We start from the raw sequence: 14,464 nt of genomic DNA, 5'->3' as shown, positions 1-14,464 counted from the left end.
CCCGACCCTGGAGGTCTGTCATGAAAACCCTGATGCTTGGTCTGTCCCTTCTGCTCAGCAGCGCCGCCGCTGCCCCGGTCACCCTCAAAGCCCTGTACATGAAACAGGCCGCGTACAGCGAAACGGACATACAGAAGATGACCCGCGCGTTCGAGACCACCCACCCGGACGTGAAGGTCAGCCTGGAGTTCGTGCCCTACGAGGCGCTGCACGACAAGATCGTCAGCGCCGCGTCCGCCGGCACCAACGGGTACGACGTGGTGCTGTTCGACGTGATCTGGCCCACCGAGTTCGCCAAAAATGGTTTCCTGCAGGACGTCACCGCGCGGATTCCCGCCAGCGACAACGCCAAGGTGTTTCCGGGCGCCTGGAAAACTGTGGAGGCCGGCGGCAAACGCTACGGCATGCCCTGGATCCTGGACACCAAGTACCTGTACTACAACAAAGCCATCCTGAGCAAAGCCGGCTTCAAGACCCCGCCGCGCACCTGGGCGGAACTGCTCACGCAGGCGAACGCCATCAAAGCCAAGGGCCTTGTGAAGTACCCGCTGGTGTGGAGCTGGAGCCAGGCGGAAGCACTGATCTGCGACTACACCACGCTGCTCTCCGCCTTCGGCGGCTCCTTCTACCAGGGCGGCAAACCCAGCTTCAATGCCGGCGGTGGCCTCAAGGCCCTGGAATTCATGACCGACACGCTGCGCCAGGGCGTCAGCAACCCCAACAGCCGCGAGTACCTGGAAGAAGACGTGCGCAAGGTCTTCTCGAACGGCGAAGCGGCCTTCGCCCTGAACTGGACCTACATGTACGCGCTGGCCAACAACCCCAAGGAATCCAAGGTGGCCGGGCAGGTCGGCGTGGTCCCCGCCCCGGGCGTCAAGGGCGTCAGTGCCGCGAGCGCCATGAACGGCAGCATGGCGCTCGGCATTCCCACCGGCAGCGGTCACAAGGACGAGGCGTGGGCGTACATCCGGCACATGACTTCACAGCCGGTGCAGGAAACGTACGCCAAACTCAGCCTGCCCATCTGGAAAAGCAGTTACTCCAAGCCGGCCGTCACCAAGGGCCAGACGGACCTCGTCACGGCGGCCCGCACCTCGCTCGGCGTGATGCTGCCCCGGCCCACCATCGCGCAGTACCCGCAGCTCAGCACCGCGCTGCAGACCGCGCTCCAGAAGGCCCTGCTCGGGCAGCAGACGCCCAAGCAGGCGCTGGATGACGCCGCCCGGGTGGCCAGCCGACTCCGCTGATGGCCGCCCCGACCGTCCCACGTGCCCGCCGGACCTTCAGCATTCCGCTGAGCTGGCCGCTGCTGCTGCCGCTCGTGCTGCTGCTCGCCTGCGTCGTGGGGTACCCGCTGCTGCGCACCGTGTACCTCAGCTTCACCGACGCCAGCCTCAATGCCCTGGGCACCCGGCCCGCGTGGGTCGGCGCGCAGAACTATCTCACCGCGCTGACCAACCCCGACTTTCACGCCACGCTGTGGCACAGCACCTACTTTTCCGTGGCGTCGGTCGGCCTTGAACTGGTCCTGGGGGTCCTCGTGGCCCTGCTGCTCAACCAGCCGTTCCGGGGCCGCACCGCCGCGCGCGCCCTGCTGATCCTGCCGTGGGCGATTCCCACCATCGTCAACGCCACCATGTGGCGCTGGATCTACAACCCTGAGTACGGCGCCCTGAACGCCCTGCTCACGCAGGTCGGCCTCACCGGCACCTACCGCTCCTGGCTGGGCGAACCGGGCCTGGCCCTGAACATGGTGGTGCTCGCCGACGTCTGGAAAAACTACCCGCTCGTCGCCCTGATCACCCTCGCGGCCCTGCAGTCGGTGCCGGCCGAAATTCACGAAGCGGCGGCTCTGGACGGCGCCGGCGCCTGGACGCGGTTCTGGAAACTCACCCTGCCCGCCATCGCCGGACCGCTGAGCGTCGCGGTGGTCCTGCGCACCATCGAGGCGTTCAAGGTGTTTGACATCATCTACGTGATGACCCGCGGCGGGCCCGCCGACACCACGAAAACAGCGTCCTTCACGGTCTACCAGGAGGCCTACACCTACCTGCAGGCCGGCAGTGGCGCCGCGTACGCCAACGTGATGGTGCTCGTCAGTGCGTTGCTCATCGCGGCGTACCTGTGGCTCTCCCGCCGGCAGGGCCAAGCGTGAGACGCTCCCGCCTGCAGTCCCTTCTGGTGTACCTCGGCGCGCTGCTGTTCGCCGCCAGCGTGCTGCTGCCGGTCGCCTGGATGCTGCTCAGCAGCGTCATGCCGTCCACCCAGCTGACCGCGCTGCCGCTGCGCTGGTGGCCAGGCACCTTCGACTGGAGCCGCTACGCCGCGCTGCTCACCCTCGAACCAAACACCCCGGGGCAGACCTTCCTGTACGCCCTGCGTAACAGCGCGGTCGTGGCACTCACCACCACCGCCATTGCCCTGGCCGCCGGCATCCCCGCCGCGTACGCCCTCTCCCGCTTCCCGGCCGGGAAGGGCGGGCTGCTCGCCACCGTGATCGCCACGTACATGCTGCCGCCGGTGGCGCTGGTCCTGCCCCTCTACCAGCTGCTCGCCCACCTGCACCTGCTCAACACCGTCTGGGGGTTGATCCTGGTGTACTGCAGCCTGATCCTGCCGTTCACCACCTGGCTGCTCAAATCCAATTTCGACGCGGTGCCGGTTGAAATCGAGGAGTCGGGCCTGATTGACGGCCTCAGCCGCACCGGCACCATGACCCGCCTCGTGGTTCCCCTCGCCCTGCCCGGCGTCACCACGAGCGCCATCTTCGCGGTCCTGCTCGCCTGGGATGAATTCTTCTACGGCCTGCTGTTCACCAACGGCCTGAGCGCCAAGACCCTGCCGGTCGCCATTGCCGACTTCACCGCCGGCCGCGCCACCGACTACGGCCTGATCATGGCGGCCGGCGCCCTCGCGGCCCTGCCACCGGTGCTGATCGCCGTCGCCCTGCAGCGCGGCCTGCTCGCTGGCCTCACCTCAGGAGGAGTCAAAGGATGACCCACACCCCCCGCCCCACCGGACTCCAACTGATCCGCGCCGAACAGGCCCGTCAGTTTGATGACGCCCAGCTCACCTGCAGCGACCCCGCGCAGCGGCGCCTCGCAGCGGACATCGCCGCGCAGCTCCGCCAGCCCGGCGCGACCCTCCTGCTGCTCGGCATGGGCGGCAGCCACCACGCCAACCAGGCGGCCGCCGGCGCCTACCGCCACCTGGGCGTTCCTGCCACCGCCATGACCCTCGACGAGGCGCTCGTGCAGCCGCTGCCGGCAGATCCGGCCCGCGTGACGGTGATCGCCAGTCAGTCCGGGGACTCCGGCGAGATCGCCCAGTACCTCGGCCAGTCTCCCGGGCAGGCGCAGGGCCGGTCCTTCGGCTTGAGCCTCAATCCGGACGGCCACCTCGCCCGGCACCTCCCCACCCTGTTGGCCGCCGGTGGCGGGGAACAGGGTTTTGCCGCGACCCGTTCGTTCCTGCTGAGCCTGACCCTGCACCAGCTTGTGCTCGAAGCTCTCGGCGCGCCTCGCCTCACCTTCCCCCTCACACCGCTGGTGCCAGACACAGACGCCCGGCCACTTGAAAAGGTTACGTCCGTGATCTTCCTCGGATCCGGCGGGGCCAGCGGCGTGGCTGCGATGGGCGCACTGGGCGTCATCGAACTGGCGCGCATTCCGGCCCTCGCATATGAACTCGGCCAGTTCCGGCACGGCCCGCCGGAACTGCTCACCCCTCACGTCGGTGTGATCGTGCTCCGCAGCCCGGGCGGCACGCCGTACCTGACGCAGACCCTGGCGCGTGTCCAGGACGTGTGCGAGGCCGCCGGCTCACCCCACCTGACCCTGAGTGCCGCAGCTGCGGACGCCGGCAGCCTCGCCGCCTGGATCCAGCTGTGCCCCGCTGTGCAGAACCTGGTGGTGGACCTCGCCGCGCAGCGCGTCGCGGACGTCGGTCAACCGGTCCGGAGCGGCAAGGTCACCCGATGAGCGGCCTGCCCTCCCCGCCCCGGCCTGTGATCGGCATCGACATGGGCGGCACCAAGGTCGCCGCCGGGGTGGTGGACCGGGGCCGGGTGCTGCACCGGCTGGAAGCAGCGACGCCGGCCCAGGCGGACCTCCTCATCGACCTGCTGGGTCAGATGGTCCGGCGCCTGGAAGCCGACGCCGGCAGTGGGCCGCTGCCCATCGGGCTCGGCGCGCCTGGCCCGGTGACCGGCGGCCAGACCACGTACTTCTCGAACATCCCGGGGCTCAGCCACACGCGGCTCGAAGACCAGCTTGCCAGGGTGCTGAACCGGCCGGTCCCCGTTGAGAATGACGCGAACCTCGCCGCGCTCGCCGAACACCGGTACGGCGCTTCACGCGGCACTGCCAACAGCGTGTATCTGACCTGGTCGACCGGCATCGGGTGCGGCCTGATTCTCGGTGGCGCGCTCTACCCCGGCCGTATCGGCATGGCCGGCGAAGTCGGCCACACCCGGATGGATTTCCACGGCACGATGGACGGCAGCGGCACCCGCGGCACACTGGAAGCCCAGGCCTGCGGCGCCGCGCTCGCCCGCGACGCCACGTTCGTCTACGGCCGCGCCGTGAGCGTCCCGGATATCTTCGAACGGGCCCGCGGCGGGGACCCCAAAGCGCAGGGCCTCGTCGACAACGCCGCCGCCCACATGGGCCTGTTCCTGCATAACCTGCAACTGCTCCTCGACCCTGACGTGATTGTGCTCGGCGGCGGGTTGATGGCGCAGGCCGACACCATCCTGCCCATGCTCGAAACGGCCCGGCGGCAGACCGGCGCCCTCAGTGACTTCACCCCCCTGGTTCTGGCCGCGCTCGGCGCGGACGCCGGGCTCGTGGGCGCCGCTGAACTGGCCCGCACCCAGGCGCCGCCGCCCCCATCAGTGTCATAAGCCGCGCAACAGCACCTGACGCACTGCCGGCGGGGGCGCCCGGAGGATAACGGCGAATCTCCTCCGCCGCTGAGGTCTGGTGACGGGCGGCCGCGCCGACGTGACGCCGGGGACCAGGCTGCAGCGGCCTCTGTCCCCGGGCTGACAGGCTGAGTTCCAGCCGAAGGACCCGCACCCTGAGCACCCTTCGCGCAGGCGTCAGGCTGCCCCTTGCCGGCACCCGCATCCCCAACTTCGTCTCCAGTCGGAGGCCCGGTTCCGTGCGTCACGGTCATGGCAGGGCGCCGGGGAGGAACACTGGGGTGAGCAGGGGGCGACCAGCCTCAGCCAGCGGGAACGCGGTGGATCCGGCCTGCGCCGCGCTCAGCCGCACACGCATCTCTCTACTCGTGCGCGCCTCTGAGCCGGCTCCTCGTTTCTCAGCCAACGTGCCCACAGCGCCTTTTTCACCGCCACACCTGGAAGACCGTCGCTGCGTGGAGCGACGAACGGCCAGGACGGACCTGTCCGACGAGCGTCCCGGTCGCCGCGGGGCAAGCTGAAGCCCTGCGGCAGCCAGGGAACGCTGGGCGATCCGCGCCTCAGCCAGGGTCGGCGGGGGGCTGGCACAGGATTCGGGGAGCACCGCCAGAGTTCCATAGGCCGGGGCTCATGGTTCGTGAAAGATGAACAGCTGCACCGCCGAACCGATTGCCAGCGCAGGTCACTGGCCGTATGGTGAGGAGGACCGCCCTCTCCACCGTTCCAGGCCTCCGGAGGTTGCCCCATGCCAGAGAAGAAGACCGGTACCAGTGCCGCGACTGCGGCGTCCAAGACCCTCCGGGACGGCCGAACAAGCGAAGCGTCAAAGCGGGCCGCCGCCAGTGCCCTCTCGCAGGTGCAAGGCGGACGCAGCACGAGCACCACAGCGGCCCAGGCCGCGTCGAAGGTAATGCTCAGCAGCGACACGGCAAAAAACTCAAAGCGGGCCGCGGCAAGTGCGCTGGCGCAAAAGAAGAAATAGTTGCTTCCATCCCCTCGAGTCCACGGACGCGGGCTCCACAGGTGGAGCCCGTTTGGCTGAACTCCCCAGGAGCCGCCGTCCCCTGCCGAACTGAGGGAGAGTCCGGCAGCACGCACCGCTTTCTCGACCGTCCGGGCGGGCGAGGGGAACGGTTCCCCGCGGCGCAGGAGGCGCAAGTGACAGACGCAGCGTCTGTCACCACTGGCACAGGGCCGGGCGTCACCCGCGGACCTGCGTCACCAGGGCGGAACACGAGGGCAGCGCCGCGCACTGTCCGCCATACCGGTGGGCAGGGAACGCTTTCCTCAGCATTCCAGAGTACGCTGAGGCGGCATGAGTCCCCGTAAGCGTTTTCCTCCTCTCCCGCGGTATCAGGGTGACGCCCGGCCACCGCAGCTTCTGACCGCGGATGAACTCCGCGCTCTGGGTTTGAAGCCCACCGGCACCAATCCCGAAGCCATCTGGCTGTACCAGAAGGGCAGCGTCAGTGGCATGTGCGCCCTGTATGACCGGACGCACGCCGTTCCCCTCCCCACCGAGGACACAGGCAGGGAGCCCGCTGAACGAACGGAGCGGTAAGTCAGCAGCACCGCGGTGGACCGCTTCTGAACCTGGCAGACCGCACTGGCCCTGCGCTGGAGTGGCCGACCGGCGCTGCGGACCTGAGCACTGTGCCGTTGCTGTCTTGCCAGTCAGGGCAAAGGTCATGAGGAGCCGCAGCACAGCGCTCAAGGCTTGATCCTGCCAGCTGCATCCAGTGGCCTGTGCCGGTTTACAGCCGGCCGGGGTGACGGTCTGGCGTGCCACCAGCAGAGCGGCGACGTGTAACAGGAGACCATCATCCTGGGCTGGAATCCGCCCTCCTGGCTGGGTGAACGTCGGGGAGGCCTGCATGCGACGTGCTCTGTTCATGCCCTCTCCTCCGACGGCTTCAGCCTGAACAGCCGGCTTCGCGGCGGTCAGCTACATGCGCAGGGCGCCGCGCCCGGCTGCTGTCCCTGCCCGGCTCCATCCACAGCCTGGCAGCCCCATTGGGCCCATAGGCGCTGAGGATGAGGGGACCTGCGTGGGGCCAGCGTGAGCCTCCGATCAGGTCGCTGGTCTCCCCATTGCTCCCCGGCCCTCGCGGGCGGCGCAGGTGAAGTCAGCGCCGATGCTGTCGTTGCTGGTCTTCAGGCTCCCGGGTCAGTGGAGGCCCATCAGTTGTGTGGAAGGGGGCCGCCATCCGCTACCTGTGACGCCGTTCATCTCAACTTTCGCCGTGTCCAGCGAATTTCTTGCGTATCGCTCAACGGCTTGCAGGGCCGAGCGGGCGAGTGCTGGCTGGCCCTGGACGACTGCTTCACTTTTCCTGTGCGCTTCACTGTTCCGTGGCGCTCTGGGTTTGTGCACCGACCACGCTGTTCAGGGGGTCGCCTGGCTGAGCAGGGTTTCGACCCGCTGAAGCAGCCGCTGCAGCTCTTTCTGCGCCCGGTCGTCCAGCTGCTGAATCCGGCGTGGTGACGCCAGGCGCAGGACGCGGCGGGTCTCACTTGAGAGGTTGCTCTCCCCTGCTGGCGCGGCACTGCTCGCTGCCCCCTGCAAGGCCGCTTCGACGTCCCGCACCCCCCACTCCCCTGTTTCGATGCGCGGCAGCCATTCGGCCTGCTGCTGCGGGGTGGCCCGGCGCAGCACACGCACTGCGTTGAACGACGCGCCGCGGCGGATCGCGTCCTTCAGGGCCGGAGGCAGGTTGAGGAGGGGCAGGTAATGCTTGGTGAAACTCAGCCGCGTGAGGTCCTTGCCCAGCACGCTCAGCGCTTCTGCGAGGGCCTGCTCGACCTCCGGGTCCACCGGTCCGCGCACTGTCAGGCGGGCGCGGACCGTCTCCTGCGTCTGATCGAGGCTCAGGGCCGTCAGGGCCAGAGCCACGCTCGCCACTTCGAAAGCGTTGAGATCCTGGCGTTCCAGGTTTTCCTTGAGGCTGTAGAGCCGGGCCTGTTCATCCGTGGCTTCCCGGAGCATCACCGGCACCTCGCTCAGACCGGCCCGCCGCGCGGCCCGCCAGCGTCGTTCGCCGGCGATCAGTTCGTAACCGTCGGCGGTGGACCGCGCGACCAGAGGTTGCAGAATGCCGTTGGTCCGGATGTCGTCGGTGAGTCCTTCCAGGTCCGTGAAGTCCAGCCGGGCCTGGAACGGCGAGGGCCGCAGCTGCCCGACCTCCAGGTACTGCACCGGTACCCGGGCGCGCTGCAGGTCCTGAATGTCCTGATGAACGGCCTGCGTGCGGGCGAGCGCCGCCTGCATGCCTTTGGTGAGTTTGCGTCTGGTCATGCGGGCGCCTGGCCGATGCGGTCAAGCAGCGTACGGACCACCCGCTGAATTTCCCGGCGCGCCTCGGAGGTGGGGGCGTTCACGCCGATCGGTTGGCCTTCAGGCTGACAGCGGTTGTACACGGCGGGCCGGTACGTGAGGGGACCGGCGAGCTCATCGCCGAGCACCTGCTGAAACACCTCGTGAGTTTCTTTGCTGTGCGCGGTGTTCTCCATCTGGGTGACGAGGTACATCGCCACACGCAGGCGCGGATTGGTGCGGGTGTACTCGCTGAGCATCTCGCGCAGGCCTTCAAGCGCCACGAGTCCCTTATAGCGGGCGGGGACAGGCACAATCACCCAGTCCGCTGCGTTTGCCGCGTTCGCTGTGAGTTTGCCCAGGCTGGGGGGCGGGTCGATCAGGACGAAATCATACGTCCCGCTCTGCCGGACCTGCTCAATCGCGGCGCGCAGGCGGCCCTCAGCGTTGGTGTAGCCGGGCAACCGGGCGTCCGTGCGCGCGAGGCTGAGGTGACTGGGAATCAGGTCCATCTGATGGACGCGGTAGGGCTCCGGCAGGGGCGCGTAATCCTCCAGTACCGGCTGCAGGCTGCGGGCACCGTCCACGTCGTGAATGCCGAGCCAGGACGTGAGATTGGCCTGTGGGTCGATGTCAATCAGCAGCACGCGGTACCCGAGTTCGGCCAGCTCGTAGCCGATGTCGCGGATGGTGCTGGTCTTCGCCGCGCCGCCAGCGTGGTTGAACGCCATCAGGACAGTCATGTCCTGTCCGGCCCGCTGAATCGTTTCGAGGTCCTGCACGGAGACGAGGCCCGCGACGGGCTTGCCATGTCGCTCCAGCACCACCGGTTCCCCTGGCCGCAGGTTCTTCACCTGCTGGCCAAGTTGTGTGTGGGCCGCGCTGATGGGCACCGACCGCTTCCCTTTTCCGCTCATGTCAGCATTTTGCTTAAATTCCAGAGCCGGCGCAACCATTTTGCTTAAAAGCCGGTGGGGGAGACGTGGGAACAACGTTGTTCCCACCCGGGCATGACCAGCAGAAACGCCGATTCAGCCGGGCGAAACCACAACGCGGGTATGCCTGAGAGTCACCGGCAATCCACCACTGGGGGAGGTCCCACTTCAAGCGACCGCGCGCTTGACATTCACGCCGAACGATCACCGGACTTGGCATAGGGGAGACCATTTCTCCTGTGGTCTGCCGCTACTGGCTGGCGCACTGGGACCCCGCTCCAGGGCTCACTCCAGGCCGGTTGCGTTCGTCATGCCGGTCAATTCCCAGGTTCCTTCGCCGCGTCACTGCACTCACTGGCACGGCAGAAAGGTGTCAGAAATAGGAGCATGCTGACGCCTGAGCGCGTTTCCTCCATCCGCGTTCCTCCTGTGAAGAGCGTCTCTGAGGCCAGCAGGAATAAAGTGCAGCAGGATCGCTACACGGCCTGCAGGTCAGGCTTCCTCACTTCCCGTGGGCACGGCGCCGCTTCTGCGGTGCGCTCTGCGGCCTCTCACGGTCGTCGTACAACAACCGATGGGCCGCAGGAGCCTGTGGCTGCAGCCGGACGGTACCGTCGGGCTGCCACCTGGGCTCTGCAACACATCGTCGCTCGCGCTTCCTCACGGCGGACACCGCACCCTCTCCCCATCACGACTTTCGGTGCGCCATTGAACGTGAAAGCCATCCGGAGTCTTCCCCTCGGCTTCCTGTCCCCAGCGGCCGCCTCAGCAGTATTCTTCTCCACCACCACGCGCCGGACCACCTGGCCTGCCTTGAAAATCTGCTTGTCCTGCTCGCAGCACCTATGCAAAGCCTGCTCATTCCAAATGGCGGCGTTGAGCTCGACCGCTTCCAGGACAACGTCAGCGCCCCCTCCTTCCGCAACTGCGGCGTAAACGTCAGGTCAGAACAACAACCTTGAGGCTGTTCCGGGTCAGGGCACGCCAGCGGCCAGGGCAATCGCGCGCCGACACAGCGGTACAGGCAGACGGGCGCACCCCTGCGGACGCGGCCCATGTCATTCAGATCTTCAACGGGCCACCACCGTATTGTGTATCCACTCGATCACCAGGCTGAACTGGACACTGTGGCGATTCTTGGATGCTCCCCTCGACTGTGAATGGTATCGGCCTCCTGATTGCTCTCCCGGCCGGTAAGGAAGAGCCCGGCGACCGGGCACCGTCCAGGTGTCTGGAATCACAATTTCCTGATTGGACGTCAGGCTGCCTTTGTTCCAGTTGCAGCACGATCACTCGTCAGCTTGACCGAATCAGCTGCAGAGAGGCCGAAGCTGGGAACAGTGCACACAGGCCGATCCAGATCTCGCTGGGCGCTGCCACTCCTTTTGGTTTCTTGTGCAGGACAAACCAGCGAAGCAACTGCTTGCGACCAGCGCCAACTGGTACCCTTCGCACGTGACTTCCCGCCACCGTTACCGGGTGTCCTCAACGGTCTTCGTCGTATTGCGCAGTCACCATGAGTTCTGCAGCCTGAAACGCGTGAACACTGGTTGGATGGACGGCTTCTACAGTCTTCCCGCAGGCGGAGTCGAGGAGGGTGAAACCTTGCTGGAAGCCGCCCGACGCGAAGCCCTGGAAGAAGTTGGCGTCCTGCTCAACCTTGAGGACCTACGCCTCGTTCACACGCTTCATAGCCAGACTCAGGGCGACGGATGGCTGGATCACTTCTTCGTTGCGGATCGCTGGGAAGGTACGCCGAGGATTTGTGAGCTCGACAGACACGAAGACCTGTGCTGGCTGTCATTTGACGCCATTCCGGAACAGTTCGTACCCTACGTGCGGTCCGCCCTGGTGGCCCTCACCAAAGGGGAAACGTATTCGATCTACGGATGGCCTCACGCTGAGACGCCAGAACTGGCTACAGAACACCTGAAACATGCGACCCCATCCAGTCTGAAGGGTCAGGGCGGGTTGTCACTCCAAGGGGCAGACTCCAACCAAGACGACTGAAGAACGCGTGTGATGCGCGGCATGGATCTGGAACGCGACAGTGGTGGGGGAGAGGCCCATGAGTCGAGCGGCCGTGTCAGCGCAGGGAGCGACTGGGGCGCTCAGTGCGGTTGTGGTCTCAGTGGCCGATCGAGGCGCTGACCTTTTGTGCCGGTTTTGAGGCTCAGGGCCCCGAACCCCTTTGCTCGTCCTTTTCCGAGAAGTGACAGTTGCGCGGTTCTTGAGAGCCACAGCATGGCCTTATGATCATAGTATCGACAGACTGCTCAAAAGCCCATCACCGACCTGTGGATCCCCGGCTGTGCGCATCCTGCGAGAAGAGGGGGCTGCAGCGCTGGAGCCACCCTCCGGACCGTGACCTCGCTGTTGGGTCCCGTCACGGCGTCGCCCATTCGACATACTGCTCAAATTGACGCTTGAGTACGCCAGCTGGGTGCAGGTCTGCCTTCTCCCGCCTCGCATCACCCTGCACGTCAACGCCCGTGCCTCTGCCACTCAGCTTGCAGGACCACGACAAATGATCATGCGGCACGACATACTGCTCAAATTGGGCTGTCAGACACGTGGGGTAGGCGTGAAGGTGAGCCAGAAGACACGACATGGTGCTCAACTACAGTGAATAGCAGGGCTTTCTCGGAGCACCTGACGCGCGGAATGGCAGGCAGAGTCCTTCACCGCTGTTGACTCTCACCCGCATGTTTTCGCTGTTTGAGAGGACACTATTGGCTTTTTTTCAGCCAAGAAGGTGATCGGGTAAGGAGTTTATCGACATACTTCTCAAATTGCTCTCGTCGTGACGCAGTTCAGTGCCCATGTCCGGCTCATCGGCGTGCCCTCGACCTGACCGCTGATTGTGTGACTGGTACGGCGAATTTTCTGATCTAAGGAGTGTGCAGCTACGCGGCGGGCCAAGCAAAATTGGCAGCTCGACACCACTTCGACATACTGCTCAAATTGCGGTTCAGACCCACGACATACTCCTCAAGTTCAAAGCGGGCCCACACGACACACTGCTCAAATTTGTTCTCAAGGGACCGCGACACACTGCTCAAAACGGTCCGGGTAACCCACGACACACTGCTCAAATTCACGCGTCGCGCCTTCGACATACTCCTCAAATTCAGCTGCAAAACCCACGACATAGTGCTCAAAACAAGAGGCCACGACACGACATACTCCTCAAAAAAACCGAGAAATTGTCGCTCTGGCGCGGAGGGTGGGTCGTGCGCTGTTGTTGTACAACATTCTTTATCTCTTTAAAAACAAAAAAACAAACATCAATCAGGAGCTCCATCTCCCTGGCACAGAGTCCGTATACTGAGCCGACAGCGAGGCCAGCATGCCAACCAGGGAAGCGAAACAGCGGACGAGGGACTCGTCTGACAATTCACCGAAGGGGTCCTTAAAACGGGCGTCACGCGGACGCGACCTTCCCATCCGTCATCCGTCTGAATTCAACATGGCCCTGCTCAACATGTTCAGCATCCAGGAGCGGATCCCGCCGGACCACACCTCCTGGAGCATCGATATTCAGATCGGGGAGGAGACCGGCGTGATGTCCTGCCTGGCGCCGCAGGGCATTGGCGGCGTGCCGCACGGCCTGGACGCTGACATCGCCAACGCGATCCTGGATCTGTTCGTGGAAGCGGGTGCCCCCAGCCACGGCATTCTGCACACCACCCCGTATCAGATTCTGGTCCGCGCGAACCTCCATCCGAACGGCACGTACTACGAAATTCTGCGCGATTCCCTCAACCGCCTGACGCACAGCGTCTACACCATCGGCAACACCTGGCGCGACCACGGTGCCAAACGCTGGACCAGCGCGAAATTCAGCATCATTCTCGAGTTTAACGCCACCAGCGCGGACCGGGACACGCTGGATTCCAGGGCGACGATCAGTATCACCATCGCGCAGATGCTCGTTCGCTCCATCCGCGAGCAGTACACAAAGCCCGTCAACTCCCTGCTGCTCAACAATCTCAAACGGCCCCCCACCCGGTCCCTGTACCGCCTGCTGGACGCCAAACGCCGGAACCCGGAAACGCTGGCCATCGAAAGCAACGAACTCACGGTCAATCTGCTCGACTGGGCCAAGGAATGCAAATTCACGGAAACGGAAACGGCGGCCTACATCAAGCGGCTGCTGGCCTCCGCACACGCCGAACTTCTCACCCAGGGGTATCTCCGGGAGGTGAAGTACTCCGGTCGCGGGGCGAACACGGACGTCACGTACCTGTTCAACCGCGCCGAGCTCGAAGAAGACCCCACAACCGCAGCGCTGCTCCGTGACATGTACGCCCGGTTCGCCCTGTCGGTCCCCAACGGACGCAAACTCATCACCCAGTACGGTCAGGCGCGCGTGCAGGAACGGGTCCTGGTGGCGCAGCAGCTTATCCAGCAGTTCCGGCCGCGGTCGCCCGCAGCGTTCGTGACCGACGTGATCAAAGATGAGGAAGGAAAGTACCAGGTGACCGCCAGTGACGTGGCCCTGCCCGTGGCCGCCGCGCCCATCACGCCACCTGCTGCGGCCCGTGCCCAGCCTGAGGACGCTCACACGGCTTTCCAGCGCAGCCTTGAGGAACTTGGCACCGAAGAACTGCTGCGCACCACGGTGACGCTCCTGCAGGTGACGTTGGGCGACCGGTTGACCGCCCAGCAGTACAGCATGATCCGTACCGCCATGGAAAAAGGCCGCCTCGCGCCGGTGCGGGTGCGCACCGAACTGTCCGCTGCACTGACCGGAAAGACCCTCGATCAGTTCGCCGCGAACATCAAAGCGCTCGTGAACGAACCGCCCCTCTCGCTGTTCTGAAACGGGCCAGCCCAGGGTGGAGACCCAGCGAACAGGGCCGACCTCCCGGTTCAAGGCTCAATGAGGACCTCAGGATGCACTGGCTTTCTCGGACGGAGGCACGCCGCCCGGAACGAGAGCCCCAAAAGCCACCTCTGAAGTGGCGCTGCGTCTGACCTGCGTCTGCGCCTCGCTGGGCCTGATGCTCTGCCGGACGTCACCGCGCTGGACCGACAGTTAAGCCGTCAATCTCCGGACCTGAGCGTGGCGCAAACGACCTGGGCCGCCCTGCCGACAGATCCAAGAATTTACATGTGCGCCGCTGCACGCGGTGACCTTCTGGGCACCACCACCAAGGTCGCGGTGCCCAACCTCGCGCAAGGTGCACGGCCATACGGCCTGATTGAAAGTGTCGCGCCCCGCGAACACGTTTGTGGACAGGGCGGCGGCCCGGCACTGATCCGGTATACCATGGCGCCGGCGCGCAC

Annotated in this window: 10 protein-coding genes; 8 read left to right on the top strand and 2 right to left on the bottom strand. The window is 65.5% G+C overall.

The annotated features are described in order from the left end of the window. Positions 1 to 20: 20 nt before the first annotated feature. The 6 genes from LAJ19_RS17665 (at position 21) to LAJ19_RS17640 (ending at position 6,485) form a co-directional block, all read left to right on the top strand. The gene (locus LAJ19_RS17665) at positions 21 to 1,247 is read left to right on the top strand and encodes an ABC transporter substrate-binding protein (protein ID WP_225523801.1); all 1,227 of its coding nucleotides are present in this window, start codon (positions 21 to 23) and stop codon (positions 1,245 to 1,247) included. Beyond that, positions 1,247 to 2,155 carry a carbohydrate ABC transporter permease gene (locus tag LAJ19_RS17660; RefSeq protein ID WP_225523800.1) on the top strand — a complete coding sequence of 303 codons (909 nt, stop codon included), beginning with the start codon at positions 1,247 to 1,249 and terminating at the stop codon, positions 2,153 to 2,155. Before LAJ19_RS17665 ends, LAJ19_RS17660 begins: the two co-directional genes overlap by 1 nt. Next, positions 2,152 to 2,997, top strand: coding sequence for a carbohydrate ABC transporter permease (locus LAJ19_RS17655; RefSeq protein ID WP_225523799.1), 846 nt, complete (start codon positions 2,152 to 2,154; stop codon positions 2,995 to 2,997). The genes LAJ19_RS17660 and LAJ19_RS17655 overlap by 4 nt, the downstream gene beginning before the upstream one ends. Next, entirely contained in the window at positions 2,994 to 3,980 is a 987-nt protein-coding gene (locus tag LAJ19_RS17650; RefSeq protein WP_225523798.1) for an SIS domain-containing protein, read from the top strand. Before LAJ19_RS17655 ends, LAJ19_RS17650 begins: the two co-directional genes overlap by 4 nt. Next, complete coding sequence (locus tag LAJ19_RS17645) at positions 3,977 to 4,903, top strand: ROK family protein (protein ID WP_225523797.1); 927 nt, start codon at positions 3,977 to 3,979, stop codon at positions 4,901 to 4,903. The genes LAJ19_RS17650 and LAJ19_RS17645 overlap by 4 nt, the downstream gene beginning before the upstream one ends. 1,336 nt (positions 4,904 to 6,239) lie before the next feature. Further along, positions 6,240 to 6,485, top strand: a complete 246-nt coding sequence (locus LAJ19_RS17640; protein ID WP_225523796.1) for a hypothetical protein — start codon at positions 6,240 to 6,242, stop codon at positions 6,483 to 6,485. Between the two features lie 825 nt (positions 6,486 to 7,310). On the opposite strand, the gene LAJ19_RS17635 is transcribed toward LAJ19_RS17640, so the two are convergent. Both LAJ19_RS17635 and LAJ19_RS17630 read right to left on the bottom strand, forming a co-directional pair. Beyond that, the gene (locus LAJ19_RS17635) at positions 7,311 to 8,219 is read right to left on the bottom strand and encodes a ParB/RepB/Spo0J family partition protein (protein ID WP_225523795.1); all 909 of its coding nucleotides are present in this window, start codon (positions 8,217 to 8,219) and stop codon (positions 7,311 to 7,313) included. Beyond that, positions 8,216 to 9,154: an AAA family ATPase gene (locus LAJ19_RS17630; protein ID WP_225523794.1), complete on the bottom strand. Its 939-nt coding sequence runs from the start codon at positions 9,152 to 9,154 to the stop codon at positions 8,216 to 8,218. Before LAJ19_RS17630 ends, LAJ19_RS17635 begins: the two co-directional genes overlap by 4 nt. 1,473 nt (positions 9,155 to 10,627) lie before the next feature. Here LAJ19_RS17630 and LAJ19_RS17625 point away from each other — a divergent pair. Both LAJ19_RS17625 and LAJ19_RS17620 read left to right on the top strand, forming a co-directional pair. Next, the gene (locus LAJ19_RS17625) at positions 10,628 to 11,182 is read left to right on the top strand and encodes an NUDIX hydrolase (RefSeq protein WP_225523793.1); all 555 of its coding nucleotides are present in this window, start codon (positions 10,628 to 10,630) and stop codon (positions 11,180 to 11,182) included. A gap of 1,459 nt (positions 11,183 to 12,641) precedes the next feature. Continuing rightward, on the top strand, positions 12,642 to 13,997 hold the full coding sequence (locus LAJ19_RS17620; protein WP_225523792.1) for a replication initiator protein A: 1,356 nt from the start codon (positions 12,642 to 12,644) through the stop codon (positions 13,995 to 13,997). Positions 13,998 to 14,464 lie beyond the last annotated feature (467 nt).

The organism is Deinococcus taeanensis (genome assembly GCF_020229735.1).
Lineage (GTDB): Bacteria > Deinococcota > Deinococci > Deinococcales > Deinococcaceae > Deinococcus > Deinococcus taeanensis.
Note: the sequence above shows the minus strand (reverse complement) of the source record. Positions and strands in the feature narration are given on the sequence as shown.

Coding starts and splice junctions, on each gene's coding strand:
- LAJ19_RS17665 (WP_225523801.1), top strand. CDS start 21: ATGAAAACCCTGATGCTTGGTCTGTCCCTTCTGCTCAGCAGCGCCGCC.
- LAJ19_RS17660 (WP_225523800.1), top strand. CDS start 1,247: ATGGCCGCCCCGACCGTCCCACGTGCCCGCCGGACCTTCAGCATTCCG.
- LAJ19_RS17650 (WP_225523798.1), top strand. CDS start 2,994: ATGACCCACACCCCCCGCCCCACCGGACTCCAACTGATCCGCGCCGAA.
- LAJ19_RS17645 (WP_225523797.1), top strand. CDS start 3,977: ATGAGCGGCCTGCCCTCCCCGCCCCGGCCTGTGATCGGCATCGACATG.
- LAJ19_RS17640 (WP_225523796.1), top strand. CDS start 6,240: ATGAGTCCCCGTAAGCGTTTTCCTCCTCTCCCGCGGTATCAGGGTGAC.
- LAJ19_RS17635 (WP_225523795.1), bottom strand. CDS start 8,219: ATGACCAGACGCAAACTCACCAAAGGCATGCAGGCGGCGCTCGCCCGC.
- LAJ19_RS17630 (WP_225523794.1), bottom strand. CDS start 9,154: ATGAGCGGAAAAGGGAAGCGGTCGGTGCCCATCAGCGCGGCCCACACA.
- LAJ19_RS17620 (WP_225523792.1), top strand. CDS start 12,642: ATGGCCCTGCTCAACATGTTCAGCATCCAGGAGCGGATCCCGCCGGAC.